Origin of the sequence: Glutamicibacter sp. AOP12-B1-11 (genome assembly GCF_052379245.1) — a bacterium.
GTDB lineage: Bacteria > Actinomycetota > Actinomycetes > Actinomycetales > Micrococcaceae > Glutamicibacter.
In genome coordinates this window covers 1-14,063 of the sequence record NZ_JBQSYL010000022.1, presented here as the reverse complement: position 1 = coordinate 14,063, position 14,063 = coordinate 1, and the positions used below count along the sequence as shown (strand labels likewise).

The following is a 14,063-nucleotide window of genomic DNA, read 5'->3' as shown; positions in this document are numbered from 1 at the left end:
CCCCATTCAAACTCGTACTTCCAACGGTATCTCCATTAAATAACGATAAGCCCGTCGGTATCCAACTACCGACGAGCTTATTCGTTTTATCTGAAGATTAGCTGTTGAAACGCGGGAACGCGCTGGTTCCTGCGTAAACTGCTGCCTCGCCCAGGTCCTCTTCGATGCGCAGCAGCTGGTTGTACTTCGCTACGCGCTCGCTTCGGGCCGGGGCACCGGTCTTGATCTGGCCGGCGTTGGTGGCCACGCAGATCTCGGCGATGGTGACATCTTCGGTCTCGCCCGAACGGTGCGAGGTGATGGTGGTGTAACCGGCACGCTGGGCCATCGAGATGGCGTCCAGGGTCTCGGTGAGGGTGCCGATCTGGTTCACCTTGACCAGCAGCGAGTTCGCCGTATTGGTCTTGATGCCCTGAGCCAGGCGTTCCGGGTTGGTGACGAAGAGGTCATCGCCGACCAGCTGCACCTTGTCGCCGATGTTGTCGGTCAGGGTCTTCCACCCTTCCCAGTCGTTCTCATCCAGCGGATCCTCGATGGATACCAGCGGGAAGTCGGCAACCAGCGAGGCGTAGTAATCGCTCATCTGCTGTGCGCTGCGCGCTTCGCCTTCGAACTGGTAGGCGCCGTTCTCGTAGAACTCCGAGGAGGCCACGTCCAGCGCCAGGGCAATGTCCTTGCCCGGGGTGTAGCCGGCGCGCTTGATGGCTTCGGTGATCAGTTCCAGTGCCGCGCGGTTGCTTGGCAGGTTCGGCGCGAAGCCGCCCTCGTCGCCCAGCCCGGTGGACAGCTTCTTTTCCTGCAGTACCGACTTGAGGTTGTGGTAGACCTCGACGCCCCAGCGCAGGCCTTCGGAGAAGGTATCGGCGCCCAGCGGAGCGATCATGAATTCCTGGATGTCCACATCGGAGTCGGCGTGCGAGCCGCCGTTGAGGATGTTCATCAATGGCACCGGCAGCACGTGGGCGTTCGGGCCGCCCAGGTACTTGAACAGTGGCAGGTTGGCGCTGGCGGCCGCGGCGTTGGCCACGGCCAGGGAAACGCCCAAGATGGCGTTGGCGCCGAGCTTCGACTTGTTGGCGGTGCCGTCCAACTCGATCATCGCCTGGTCGATGGAGCGCTGGTCGGTGGCGTCCAGGCCCTCCAGCTCGTCGGCGATCTCTTCGATTACCGACCCAACGGCGCCCAAGACGCCCTTGCCGAGGTAGCGCTTCTTGTCTCCGTCGCGACGTTCCGCGGCTTCGAACTGGCCGGTGGAAGCACCGGATGGAACCGCGGCGCGGCCATGGGCGCCATCGGTAAGTAGGACCTCGACCTCAACGGTCGGATTTCCGCGGGAATCAAGAATTTCGCGCGCGTGAATGGCGTCAATCAATGCCATGAGTAAGGACTCCTTGTATAAAGGGGTTGTCTAAGGGCTGGTCGATCCAGCGGTCCGATCGACCGTTGGCACCATTGCCTGTTCCCTAGCCTAGCGCTTCACCCCTTGTTAGGGCGACGTTGTTTCGCGCTTCGTTCCAGCATAATTTTTCGCCAGCGCGTCGCGCAGCACCGTTTCGGCATCCAAGCCAAGCTCCTCGGCCCGCGCCGAGAGGGCCAGCAGTTCGGAACTAAGGCTCTGCGCGTCATGCACCCGCCCCCGGATTTCGCTGGTGGGCTCCGGCAGTTTCGCGGCCCCCGCACGCCGGTGCCGGTCCAGCAGCTTTTGCGCCAGCGCCAGCGAGGGAAGACCGGAGGGAAGCCCGGCATTCTTACGCCGCGGCGCCCCGGCGCGTTCGGACTGCTTGGCCGCATCCCAAATCCGGATGATCTCAGCGATGTCCGTGGTGATCACCGGTTCGAGCCCACCCTGGGCATCGAAGACATGCCGGTTGCGGCGTTGCAGCTTGTCGGCCAGCGCCTTGGCCACCTCCTGCAGGCCGAAGTGCTCCCGTTCCTCGGCGATCCGCGCATGGAGCAGGATCTGGAAGAGCAAGTCCCCGAGCTCCTCGCACAATAGCTGCGCATCCTGCGCGCCAATCGCGTCGAGCACCTCATAGGATTCCTCGATCAGGTAGGTGCGCAGGGACTCATGGGTCAACGCGCCGGTCCAGGCGCAGCGCTCCCGCAAGGTCCCGACGATCCAGATCAGCCGGTCTAATTCGCTCTCGCTTTGCATGCCTACAAGCTAATCACATGGATGCGGGCAGCCCGGGCAGACCATCGATGCTCAGCGAATTCTTCTGCGCGCGGTACTCTTCCATGCCCGCGGCGCCTTTCTTCTCGGCCTGCAGGCGCAGCAGCTCCCGTTCCCCGGCGAACTCCATCACCGGTACGCCCCAACCGCAGGAGTCGCTGATCCGGGTGAGCTGAACCGAAATCACCGCGCGGGTACTTGGATGCTCCGGGTGCAAGGCAACAACCTTCTCGAAGATTTCCTCGCCCGGCAGGTGAACCGCCCCGCGCCCGTGCAGGCGCACGATGCGTGGCCGGTCGTCGAAGGAATTGAACATCAGGCACACCCGGCCGTTTTCCCGGATATGCGCGATGGTTTCCACCCCGCTGCCGGTGTAGTCCACCCAGGCCACCTGGTTCGGGCCCAGCACCGAAAAGGAGTCATGCCCGCGCGGGGAGATGTTCACATGCCCTTGGTCCGATAGCGGCGCAGTGGCCACGAACCACATCGGCTGCCGTTGAATCCAGGTCTTCAGGTTCTCGTCTATGCCCTCAAAGATTTTGCCCACAAATTCGAGCATAGTGCATCGATTTCGGCTCCCGCCACCCTGCCTCGGGCAGGGTTAAACGTCGCAAGGGCCACCGGTTCGGTTGCCCTTGCGCGAATGATTGCGTCGAGAACTAGATCTCTTCGTAATCCTCGTCGTCGTCCTCATCGTCGTCTTCGTCGAGCAGGTCGGCGTAGTAGTCGTTGATGTATTCGACCAGCAGTTCACGCATTTCCAGCGGCACGAAGGCCGCCTCGGCGGCGTTCAGCGTCAGATCCAGCAGGTCTTCGAGATCGTAGTCGAAGGCCTCGACCAGCAATTCGAATTCATCGGACAGGCCCGTGCCGCTCATCAGCCGGTTGTCCGGGGAGATGGTGACGTTGAACCCGGTCTGCACCAGCAGGTCGATCGGGTGGGATTCGATTCCCTCGCCGAATCCGGCGGTGGCGCCGGTCTGCAGGTTCGAGGACGGGCAGATTTCCAGCGGAATGCCGCGTTCGCGCACCCAGTTGGCTACCGGGCCCAAGGAAACCAGTCCGGTGTCCTGGTCCAGCGTTTCTCCGTCGTCGTCCACGCCGCCGAACTCGATTTCGATATCTTCCGCGACGCGTACGCCGTGGCCCAAGCGGGTGGCGCGGCCGACCAGGATTGCATCCTTGATCGAGTCCAGCCCGGCGGCCTCGCCTGCGTGCACGGTGGCGGGGAAGAGATTCTCGGCCAGCAGGTCGAAGGCGTCCTTCATGCGCGAAGGCGGGAACCCATCCTCGGGTCCGGCGATGTCGAATCCGACCACGCCCCGTCCGCGGTGGCGCAAGGCCAGCTGGGCGATCTCCAGGCCGCGGTCTGCTTGGCGCATGGCGGAGAGCAGCTGTCCAACCTGAATCGGGTGGCCCTCGTTGTTCAGCGTCTCGCAGGCCTGATCCAGCCCTTCCTGCACGGCGTCGACGACGTCGTCCAGGCTCAGCCCCTCGCGCAGGTGCTGCTCGGGTGCGTAGCGCACTTCGCCGTAGATCACGCCGTCGGCCGCGAGGTCTTCGACGAATTCGCGAGCCACGCGGATCAGCGCATCGCGGGTCTGCATTACGGCCAGGGTGTGGTCAAAGGTTTCCAGGTAGCGTGGCAGCGAACCGGAGTCGGCCGATTCACGGAACCATTCACCCAAGGCTTCGGCGTCGGTGGCCGGCAGCTCGTGGCCGACCTCCGCTGCCAAGTCGATGATGGTTTGCGGGCGCAAGCCACCGTCAAGGTGGTCATGCAGCGAAACTTTGGGCAGATCCCGGAAGTCGAACTCGGGATCATAGGCAAGATGAATCATTTCTTCAGTCACAGGTCGAGCCTAGTCGCAATTCCTCCGCACAGATAGTTCTGCTGGGTAAAGATCTGCGAGCCGCTATGTGACCATCGTCAAGCCGGCGGGTTAACCCTGTTCGCGCTCGGGCGGGACCAGCTCCAGCGCCCCGGAGGTTTCGGCCGGTGCGCCGTTCTGCGTTCGCCGCTTGTACCGGGCAAACACCCGATTGACCAACAGGTCGATGAGGTAGCCCAGCAGCACCGCGAGCACCACCGAGACGATGATTCCCAGCAGTTTGTTATGCGCCAGCCAATTGCCCGCCAACGCTCCGATGCCCACCGAATAGGCGCCCCAGGTGACGCAGCCGATGATGTCGAAGAGGGTAAAGCGGCGGTGGCTGAAGCCCGTGGCGCCCGCCGTCAAATTCACCGCGACGCGGCCCACGGGGATATAGCGTGCGGTGAAAATCAGCAGCGCCCCTGAGGTCTGGAGCTTGCGCGCGGAAAAATTCAGCACGCGTTGCGCCCGCTTTCCGCGCATCCACGCGAAGCCGCGCGCCCCGAGCTTGCGGCCGATCAGGAAGGTGATCTGGTCCCCCACGATGGCCCCGGAAATGCCAAGCACTGCAATCAATACCAGGTTGGGCGACCCGGTGTTCACGCCCACGGCGGCCAGCGAGACCAGGAAGGACTCGGAGGGCACGATCGGAAAAAACGCATCGATCATGCAGAACAGAAACAACAGCGGCAGCACCCACCATGCGCTTGCTGCCTGCGTGATCGCCTCGTTGACCAGTTCCATTAATCTCTGCTTCTTCCCCCGGGCTTGCGCCTGACGCGCCGTGATTCCATTCTCACTCGAGAACTCGCACCGATGCATCCGACCGTCGTCGCATAATGAATTTTATCCATCCACACCCACGGGTGGAGACATCTGTCCAACGATTGAACACCGCCTTCCGGTTCCCGGGAGTTTGCCGGGAGCTAGAGCCGCGCGCGGAGCAGCGGTTCACGACCACCGCGAAGAAACGACAGCGGCACCCGACCACGGCGTGGGTCGGGTGCCGCTTCGCGCTGCAGGGATTCCGGCGCGTTCGCGGAAGTTCGGCTACTTCGCGGCAATCCGATCGAAGATCAGGCGGGTGTCCGCCCGGTCGGTATCCGAACCGATCAGGATCGACTTTTCCACCAGTTCGATGGCGCGCGGCAGCTTCTGCGGGGTATCGGTCAGCAGCGTCGCGATCGGCTGCCCGCGGCGCACCAAGGCGCCGGGCTTCACATGCAAGCGCACGCCGGCACCTGCCTGCACCGAATCCTCCTTGCGGGCACGCCCCGCGCCCAGGAACCAGGCCGCCAAGCCGATATCCATCGCGTCGAGCTTCAGCAGCGCTCCCTCGGCCGGCGCGTAGACGGTATGCGATTCGGTGGCCACCGGAAGCTTCGCGTCCGGGTCGCCGCCCTGGGCGATGATCATCTGCCGCCAGCGGTCCATCGCCTGGCCGTTGCCCAGCGCGGCGCGCACGTCAACGCCCTTGATCCCGGCACCGGCGAGCATCTCGGTGGCCAAGGCCACGGTCAGCTCGACCACGTCCTCCGGCCCGCCGCCGGCGAGCACCTCAACGGATTCCTCGACCTCGATCGCATTGCCAGCGGTCAACCCGAGCGGGGTGTCCATATTCGTCAGCAAGGCGACGGTATTCACCCCGGAGTCGGTGCCCAGGTAGACCATGGTTTCGGCGAGCTCGCGGGCCATCGCCTCGTCCTTCATGAAGGCGCCGGAACCGACCTTCACATCCAGGATCAGCGTGCCGGTGCCTTCGGCGATCTTCTTGCTCATAATCGAGGAGGCGATCAGCGGCAGCGAGTCCACGGTGGCGGTCACATCCCGCAGCGCGTACAGCTTCTTATCCGCCGGGGCCAGCCCGGTGCCCGCGGCGCAGATCACCGCGCCGGCACCCGAAAGCTGGGCGAACATCTCCTCGTTGGTCAATGCCGCACGCCACCCCGGAATGGCTTCGAGCTTATCCAGGGTGCCTCCGGTGTGGCCCAGGCCGCGGCCGGAGAGCTGCGGGACGGCCACCCCGAAGCTGGCGACCAGCGGTGCCAGCGGCAGCGTGATCTTATCCCCCACCCCGCCGGTGGAGTGCTTGTCGGTGGTGGCCAGCCGCTTGCCGTTGGCATCGGTCAACCCGGAGAAGTCCATGCGTTCGCCCGAGTTGATCATCGCGTGGGTCCAGCGCGAAATTTCCGAACGGTTCATGCCGCGGAAGAAGATCGCCATATTCAGCGCGGACATCTGCTCTTCGGCGATGGCGCCGCGGGTGTACGCCTCGATGGTCCAGTCGATCATCTCGCCGCTGAGTTCCCCGCCATCGCGTTTGGTGCGGATGATATCGACGGCACTAAATTTTTCGGCAGCCATAATCGGGTTCCTTACTCGTCAATTTCTCGGAGGTGACTTCGCTACGCAAAAGCGCGCGGGTCACAAGGCAATATCGTTCGGGCCAAAGGCGTAGGGCAGCAGCTGTTCCATGGTGAGGATGCCGGTATCGGTTTTGATCAGCATGTCGGCACCCCGGTGCTCGAAGAGCAGTTGGCGGCAGCGCCCGCAGGGGGTGATCAGTTCGACCTTGCCCGCATCCAGCTGGCCGAAACAGACAAAGTACGCCAGCTGGCCGCCGCCGGTGGCGAACATTTCGCCGACCATGGCGCACTCGGCGCACAGGGTCACCCCGTAGGCGGCGTTTTCGATATTGCACCCCGAGACGATTCGCCCATCGGTGGTTTGCGCCGCGGCGCCCACCCGGAACTTCGAGTAGGGTGCATAGGCCGTGGACAGCGCCGCCGCGGCCGCAGCTTCGAGCTGCGACCACGGCGCGGTGTTGTTTTCCATGGGGATTGTCATTCCTTCACATACGGTTCGCCGACGGCCGCCGGGCCACGCGAGCGGCCCACCAGTCCGGCGACGGCGAAGATCGTGACCAGATACGGCATCATCGCCATGAACTGGCTTGGCACCGGTGTGCCGATAATCGTCAAGATCACCTGCAGGTTATCCGCGAAGCCGAAGAGCAGCGCGGCGGCGAAGGCTCCGATCGGGTTCCAGCGTCCGAAGATCACCGCGGCCAGCGCGATGAAGCCGCGGCCGCCGGAAATCTCCTTGGTGAAGGAGTCGATCGCCACCAGGGTGAAGAAGGAGCCGCCGATGCCGGCGACGATGCCGCCGAGGGTGACGTTCCAGAAGCGGGTGGCGTTGACCTTGATGCCCAGGGTGTCCGCGGCCTTCGGGTGTTCGCCCACCGCACGCACGCGCAGCCCCCAACGGGTTTTGAACAGTCCGAACCAGACCAGGAAGACCGCCACGTACATCAGGTAGCCGATCAGCGACTGCTTGAACAGGATCGGGCCGATCACCGGGATGGCGCTCAACCCGGGGATCGCGATGATCGGCAGGTGGGCCGGCGAGTTGAACAGTTCCGGATCTTCCTGCATCACCGTGGTGAAGAGGAACCCGGTGATGCCCGAGACCAGCACGTTGAGCACCACGCCGACGATGATCTGGTTGACCAGGTACTTGATTGCGAAGACCGCGAGCACCAGGGAAACCAGCGCGCCGGCGATGCCCGCGGCGATCAGCCCGGCGAAGGCGTTTTTGGTCACCGAGGCGACGATCGCCGCGGTGAACGCGCCACCGAGCAGCTGGCCCTCGATGGCGATGTTGACCACGCCGGCACGTTCGCAGAGCACTCCGGAGAGCGAACCGAAGACCAGCGGCACCGCGAGCACCACCGCGCCGGCCAGCAGGCTGGCCAGCGAAATGCTGTTGATATTCGCCCCGGAGACCACCCAGATCAGGAAGCCCAGGACGAAGACCACCGCGGCGATCACCACCGCCCAGGTCGGCAGGGCCTGCCCCTTGGCGCGCAGCCTCCAGGAATAGGCCGCCAGGGCCACCAGCAGCACCCCGAAGACGATATTCGTGGCCATGCCCGGGAAGACCAGGTCCGGAATCGTGAACGCGTCGGTGGCGGTGCTCAGCGAGAAGTGCGCCGCCTGGCTGCTGCCTAGGAAGCCGAAGCTGATCAGCGTGATCAGTGCGATGACGCTGAGCACGATTGGGGTTTTCTTGCTCGGCAACAGCGTGATCGACGGTTGCAGGCCTTGAGTCGTCATGGTGGTCACTTGGCACCTGCCTTGGTGGTTTCGGCGACGCGCGCGCGTCGCTTGGGGTTCATGCCGAAGATCGATTTCACCAGCGGCGGAGCGGCGATGAACAGCACGATCAGCGACTGCACCACGAGCACGATGTCGATTGGGGTGCCGGTGGAGATCTGCATATTGACCGCACCGGCGCGGAAGGCGCCGAACAGCAGTCCGGCGAAGAAGGTCCCCCACGGGGTGGAGCGGCCCAGCAGCGCCACGGTGATCGCGTCGAAGCCGAGCGAGCCGGCCACACCGGCGGTGAGCACCTTCTCGGTGCCGGCCACCTGGGCGACGCCGGCGGCACCGGCCAGCGCGCCGGCGAAGGCCATCGCCAGCATGGTGGTCCGTGCGACGTTCACCCCGGCGGTCCGTGCGGCCTGCGGGTTATGCCCTACCGCGCGGAATTCGAAGCCGAGGGTGGAGCGCTTGAGCATCCAGGCCACCAGCACCGTCAGCCCGATCGCCATGACGAACCCCAGGTGCAACCGGGAACCGGGCATCGCCGGGAAGGTCGCGTTGGCGTCGAGGATCGGGGAGATCGGATTCGTCTCGCCGGGACGGCGGAAGGCGGTGGTGTTCATCAAGAAGTCCAGCAGGTACAGCGCCACGTAGTTGAACATGATCGTCAAGATCACCTCGTGCGCGCCGGTGCGGGCCTTGAGCAGGCCCACCAGCCCGCCCCACAGCGCGCCGCCGAGCAGCCCGAAGATGATCACCAGCAGCAGGTGCAGCACCAGCGGCAGGTGCCAGGCGAACCCGACATAGCCGGCCATCGTGGCCCCGATGATGATCTGCCCCTGGGCACCGATGTTGAACATGCCCGCGCGGAAGGCCAGGGCAACGCCCAGGCCCGCGCAGATCAGCGGGGTGGAGACCGTCAGGGTCTCCAGGAACGGGGAGAAGCCCCGTGCGGAGTTGTAGATGGAGCCGTTGAACAGCGCCACGTAGCTTTCGGTTCCCGCGCGCCACAGCTGGGAGAAGAAATCGCTGGGTCGGGCGAAGATGTAGCTGGAGGTCTCGATGACCTTCTTGTCGGTGACTGCTACCAGCAGGCCGCCGATGACCAGGGCGACGATCACGCCGAGCAGCGAGACGATGCCCGGGCCCTGGGTGATCTTGCGGAAGAGCTCGTTGTTCGCCCGCCCGCCATCGGGCTGCGCTGCCGGCTTCTCGGCGGTCGGCATCTCGCCGATGGGGTTCTCGCTCACTGCGCTTCTCCTTCCGCTGCGTTGGTTTCGCCCGGCGCTGCTTGGCCGGGCTGTTTGGTTTCCACCGGCACCGGGGTCGCCTCGACGGGTTCGGCATCCGCCTTCACGTGCCCGGCCTGGCTGGTCGCATCCTCCTGGGAGACTCCGGCCATCATCAGGCCGAGCACCTCGCGGGAGGTGTCCCCCGGCACGATGCCGTTGATCTTGCCCTTGTAGAGCACCGCGATCCGGTCCGCCAGCTCCATCACCTCGTCCAGCTCGGTGGATACGATCAGCACCGGGGTGCCCTTGTCGCGTTCGGCGACGATGCGCCGGTGCAGGAACTCGATGGAGCCCACATCCACGCCGCGGGTGGGCTGCGAGGCGATGAACAGCTTCAAATCGCGGCTCAGCTCGCGGGCCATCACCACCTTCTGCTGGTTGCCGCCCGAAAGGCTGGACGCCGGGTTCAGCGGGTTGTCGGTGCGCACGTCGAAGTCGGCGATCTGCTTGGTCGCGTTCTTCTTCATCGCCTCCAGATTCATCGAAATCCCCTTGCCGAAGGGCTTTCGGTCGTACAGGTCCAGGATCAGGTTCTCTTCGATGGAGAACTGGGTGACCAGCCCGTGCACCGAGCGGTCCTCGGGGACAAATCCCACGCCAGAGCGCAGCACCGCCTTGACCGATTTGCCGACCAGTTCCTGCCCGTCGAGCTTGATCGATCCGGCATTCACCGGCTGGGTGCCGAGGATCGCCTCGGTCAGTTCGGTTTGCCCGTTGCCTTGCACCCCGGCCACGGCGAGGATCTCGCCCTTATGGATGTCGAAGGAGACCCGGTCCAAGGTGGTGGTGCCGGCCGGGTTGATGACGCTCAGCTCGCGCACCGCGAGACTGGCCTCCCCCGGGGTGCCCGCTTCCTTGTCCAGATTCAGCTGCACGGCGCGTCCGACCATCAGGTTGGCCAGCTCGGTGGTGGAGGTTTCGGGGGCGACCGAATCGACGACCAGGCCGCGGCGGACCACGGTGATCACATCGGAGACCGCGCGCACCTCGCGCAGCTTATGCGAGATGAACACGATCGAGGTGCCGTTGGCCTTGAGCTGGCGCATGATATCCAGCAGCTCGTCGGTTTCCTGCGGGGTCAGCACCGCGGTTGGCTCGTCGAGGATGAGCACCTTCGCCTCGCGGACCAGCGCCTTGATGATTTCCACGCGCTGCTGCACGCCGACGGGCAAGTCCTCGACGACCGCGTCCGGGTCGACGTTGAACCCATAGCGATCGGAGATTTCGCGGACCTTCTTGCGCGTTACCTGCAGGTCCAGCACGCCGCCGGCCTTGGTGGCTTCGGCGCCCAGGGCGATGTTCTCGGCGACGGTGAACACCGGGATCAGCATGAAGTGCTGATGCACCATGCCGATGCCGGCGGCCATGGCATCGCCGGGGCCGGAGAATGCCACCGGCTTGTCGTCGAGCAGGATGTGCCCCTCGGTCGGTTGATACAGACCGTAGAGCACGTTCATTAGCGTGGACTTTCCCGCGCCGTTCTCACCGAGCAAGCAGTGGATCTGGGCATCATCGACGACGAGGTCGATGTCTTTGTTGGCGTAGAAAGAACCGAAGGCTTTCGAGATTCCTCGTAGTTCGAGTTTCACGATTCCACCATCTTTGTTATTCGGTTGCTGGCAGGTGGGCAGGCATAGAGCGCGTCACCTGCACACCGCTCAGGCGGTGAGCGGTGACGCGCTCGGATGACTTATTCTGTGGTGCGCCAAACCCTACTTAGGGCTGGCAGCCGATTCAACCTTCAGCTCACCGGAGATGATCGAGGCCTTCAGGGCCTCGAGCTCTGCCTTGGTTTCGTCGGAAACCTTGGAGTCGAAGTCGTGGAATGGAGCCAGGGCAACGCCCTCGTTCTCCAGCGTTCCGACATATGGGGTCGAATCGAAGTTGTCTGCGGCATCGGCGACGATGACCTCTTCGACGGCCTTGTCCATGGTCTTGACCACCGAGGTGAGCATGACGTCCTTGTAGTCCGGCGCGGTCACGTAGCCGTCGGAGTCAACCCAAACCAGCTTGACGTCCTTGCCGGCCTTGTTGGCGTCCTGCACCGCAGCGCCGGCGCCCTTGCCTACCGGGCCTGCCACAGGCATGACCACGTCTGCACCGTTGTCGATGAAGTTCTTGGTCACCTGCTTGCCCTTGTCCTGCTTTTCGAAGTCGCCGGTGAACGTGCCGTCTTGCTTCTTCTTGTCCCAGCCCAGCAGCTTGACGTCCTCGCCCTTGTCTTCGTTGAACTTGTCAACGCCGTCGGCGAAGCCGTCCATGAAGATGGTGACGGTAGGAATCTTGACGCCGCCGAAGGTGGCAACGGTGCCGGTCTCCGAGGCGGCAGCTGCCGCATAGCCGGCCAGGTAGGCTGCCTGAGCCGTGTCATAGATGATCGGCTTGACGTTTTCGATCTGCTCCTCGTACTGGAAGTCGACGATCGCGAAGTGCTTCTCCGGGTTAGCGGCAGCGGCTTCGGCGGTTGCGTCGCCGAGCAGGAATCCGACGGTGACCGTCAGATTGCAGCCGGCGTTCATCATGCCGGTGAGGTTGGTGGCGAAGTCGGCGTTCGACTTCGACTCTGCCTCGCGCGGGGTGAAGCCAATATCGTCGGCGGCGGCCAGCAGGCCGCGGTGCGAGGATTCGTTGAAGGACTGGTCGTCGAATCCGCCCGAGTCGGAAACGATGCAGCCAATGTAGTCAGAGTTGCCGGCAGCTCCGCCGGTTTCCTCTGGAGCGGCGCCACAGGCGCTCAATGCCAAAGCAGAAATGCCGAGCATGGCCGCGGCCATACCGGTCTTGCGCGATACGAAGCGCATCTAAACCTCCATGAGTGAAGTGCGAGATTACCGGGAGGCGAGGAACCTGTAACCCCACGAAGATGGCCTTCGCGAGCGGCACAAAAGTACTAGCTTTCCCATCGTTTCCATAGCCTATCGGAGATACGACAGAGGTAAAGACGTGGAAGATTGCAAACCGGTAACTTCCCGAACACGTAACGGCAAGCGCTTAACGTCAAACTCCAAGTCAGATGACGATTTGTTAATGCTTCAAAGAAGTGTTAAAAACTTTTGGGTTTCCCCTAGTTGGCCAGCGCTTCGTCGATGGCCTGCACCGCCGCGGCGGTCATTAAACGCACGCCCGTGCCGATGCATCGTTCATCTGGGTTATAGTCCCCGCGGTGCAGGTCGTAGGTCTTGCCTCCCGGAGTGCGGGTGCCAAGTCGCAACATTGCCCCCGGCACCTTCTGCGTCATCCAGGCAAAATCTTCTCCGCCCATGGACTGCGGGGTCAATTCGATCGCGGCCGCACCAAATTCTCGGCGGCCGGCATCTTCGATCAACGCGGTTTCGCTCGGAGCGTTGATTACCGGCGGCACCCCGCGGGTGTGCTGCATCTTGATCTCCACCCCATAGGGGGCTGCCACCTGGCGGACCGTGGCATCGAGCAGCTCACCGGCCGCGTACCAGACCTCGCCATCGAGGCAACGCATGGTTCCGGCCAGGTATCCGGTAGCGGGTATCGCATTCGGGGCGCTGCCGGCATGAATCTGCCCCCACACCACCGAGACGGCCGAGCGCACATCGACCTTGCGCCCGAGCACCGCCGGGACCTGGGTGGCGATCTGGCTCATTGCGAAGACGATGTCTTCGGTCAAATGCGGACGCGAGGTATGCCCGCCGCGGCCGTTGACCTCGATCCGAATGGTATCGCTGGCCGAGGTGATCGCGCCGATGCGGGTACCGATCTTGCCCACGTCGATCCGCGGATCGCAGTGCAGGGCCAGCACGCGTGGCACCTCATCCAGGATCCCCTGCTCGATCACCGACAGCGCGCCGCCGGGCAGTTTCTCCTCGGCAGGCTGGAAGATCACCCGAATTTTCCCGTGCAACGCCCCGGCCTCGTCCATCCGCTGCAATGCCAGCGCGACGCCGAGCATCACGGTGGTATGGATGTCGTGGCCGCAGGCGTGGGCCACCCCGTCGGTCAGCGAGGCGAAATCCAGTCCGGTTTCTTCCACCACCGGCAGCGCGTCGATATCCGCGCGCAGCCCGAGCCGGATCGGCCCCGGGCCCACGTCGACGAATGCACCGGTCTGCTCCATGGCCACCGGTTCGAGCCCGGCGGCACGCAATGCCGCGAGAATTCGCGCGGTGCTCTGGTGCTCCGCGAAGGACAGTTCTGGGTTGCGGTGCAGCTCGCGGCGGAAGTCGATCAGCGCAGGCAGCAGCGGCTCGGTCCACGGTTGGACGGAAGCTAACTTGCCATTTTCATTCACGGTGGTCACCCCTGTGAGAATACGCCGTCGAGGAATCGGCGACCAGCTGGGCCGTAACCTTGAGCCTAATTACGCAATACAATCCCAGCCCAGGCCCCGGTTCATCGCGAACCGGGGCCAGGGGCACGGGACATTCGCTACTTGCCGCGGATCAGTTCGGCGCAGCGCTCACCAATCATCATCACCGTGAGATTCGGATTCACCGTCACCAACTCCGGCATCACCGACGCATCCGCCACCCGCAACCCGGTCACCCCCTTAACCCGCAGCTGAGGATCCAACGGCGACATCACATCCTCCACAGCCCCCATCCGCACGCTGCCGGCCGGATGATACACGGTGTTATGCGTGCGCTTGAGA

13 protein-coding genes are annotated in these 14,063 nt (G+C 63.9%); all 13 read right to left on the bottom strand.

Going from position 1 to position 14,063, the window contains the following annotated elements:
* Positions 1-97 precede the first annotated feature (97 nt).
* On the bottom strand, positions 98-1,378 hold the full coding sequence (gene eno / locus ACT3UQ_RS13555; protein ID WP_105553914.1) for a phosphopyruvate hydratase: 1,281 nt from the start codon (positions 1,376-1,378) through the stop codon (positions 98-100).
* A gap of 108 nt (positions 1,379-1,486) precedes the next feature.
* The gene (locus ACT3UQ_RS13550) at positions 1,487-2,155 is read right to left on the bottom strand and encodes a MazG nucleotide pyrophosphohydrolase domain-containing protein (protein ID WP_444637303.1); all 669 of its coding nucleotides are present in this window, start codon (positions 2,153-2,155) and stop codon (positions 1,487-1,489) included.
* 13 nt (positions 2,156-2,168) lie between these two features.
* Entirely contained in the window at positions 2,169-2,720 is a 552-nt protein-coding gene (locus tag ACT3UQ_RS13545) for a pyridoxamine 5'-phosphate oxidase family protein (RefSeq protein WP_444637302.1), read from the bottom strand.
* A gap of 112 nt (positions 2,721-2,832) precedes the next feature.
* The gene (locus tag ACT3UQ_RS13540) at positions 2,833-4,014 is read right to left on the bottom strand and encodes an adenosine deaminase (protein ID WP_374954812.1); all 1,182 of its coding nucleotides are present in this window, start codon (positions 4,012-4,014) and stop codon (positions 2,833-2,835) included.
* A 102-nt stretch (positions 4,015-4,116) separates the two neighbouring features.
* Positions 4,117-4,791, bottom strand: coding sequence for a DedA family protein (locus ACT3UQ_RS13535; protein ID WP_096287751.1), 675 nt, complete (start codon positions 4,789-4,791; stop codon positions 4,117-4,119).
* A 306-nt stretch (positions 4,792-5,097) separates the two neighbouring features.
* Positions 5,098-6,411: a thymidine phosphorylase gene (locus ACT3UQ_RS13530; RefSeq protein ID WP_096287753.1), complete on the bottom strand. Its 1,314-nt coding sequence runs from the start codon at positions 6,409-6,411 to the stop codon at positions 5,098-5,100.
* A 60-nt stretch (positions 6,412-6,471) separates the two neighbouring features.
* Entirely contained in the window at positions 6,472-6,882 is a 411-nt protein-coding gene (locus ACT3UQ_RS13525) for a cytidine deaminase (protein WP_444637300.1), read from the bottom strand.
* Positions 6,883-6,890: 8 nt separating this feature from the next.
* Positions 6,891-8,162 (bottom strand): ABC transporter permease, encoded by a 1,272-nt coding sequence (locus tag ACT3UQ_RS13520; RefSeq protein ID WP_444637324.1) that lies wholly within the window; start codon positions 8,160-8,162, stop codon positions 6,891-6,893.
* Between the two features lie 5 nt (positions 8,163-8,167).
* Positions 8,168-9,376 carry an ABC transporter permease gene (locus ACT3UQ_RS13515; RefSeq protein WP_105553938.1) on the bottom strand — a complete coding sequence of 403 codons (1,209 nt, stop codon included), beginning with the start codon at positions 9,374-9,376 and terminating at the stop codon, positions 8,168-8,170.
* Between the two features lie 20 nt (positions 9,377-9,396).
* A complete protein-coding gene (locus ACT3UQ_RS13510) occupies positions 9,397-11,031 on the bottom strand; it encodes an ABC transporter ATP-binding protein (RefSeq protein WP_444637299.1) in 1,635 nt (544 codons plus the stop codon).
* A 123-nt stretch (positions 11,032-11,154) separates the two neighbouring features.
* Positions 11,155-12,243 carry a BMP family lipoprotein gene (locus tag ACT3UQ_RS13505; RefSeq protein WP_105553919.1) on the bottom strand — a complete coding sequence of 363 codons (1,089 nt, stop codon included), beginning with the start codon at positions 12,241-12,243 and terminating at the stop codon, positions 11,155-11,157.
* 263 nt (positions 12,244-12,506) lie between these two features.
* Positions 12,507-13,703 (bottom strand): amidohydrolase, encoded by a 1,197-nt coding sequence (locus tag ACT3UQ_RS13500; RefSeq protein ID WP_444619329.1) that lies wholly within the window; start codon positions 13,701-13,703, stop codon positions 12,507-12,509.
* A 137-nt stretch (positions 13,704-13,840) separates the two neighbouring features.
* A partial coding sequence (locus tag ACT3UQ_RS13495; protein ID WP_444637298.1) for a GMC oxidoreductase occupies positions 13,841-14,063 on the bottom strand: 223 nt, incomplete at its 5' end.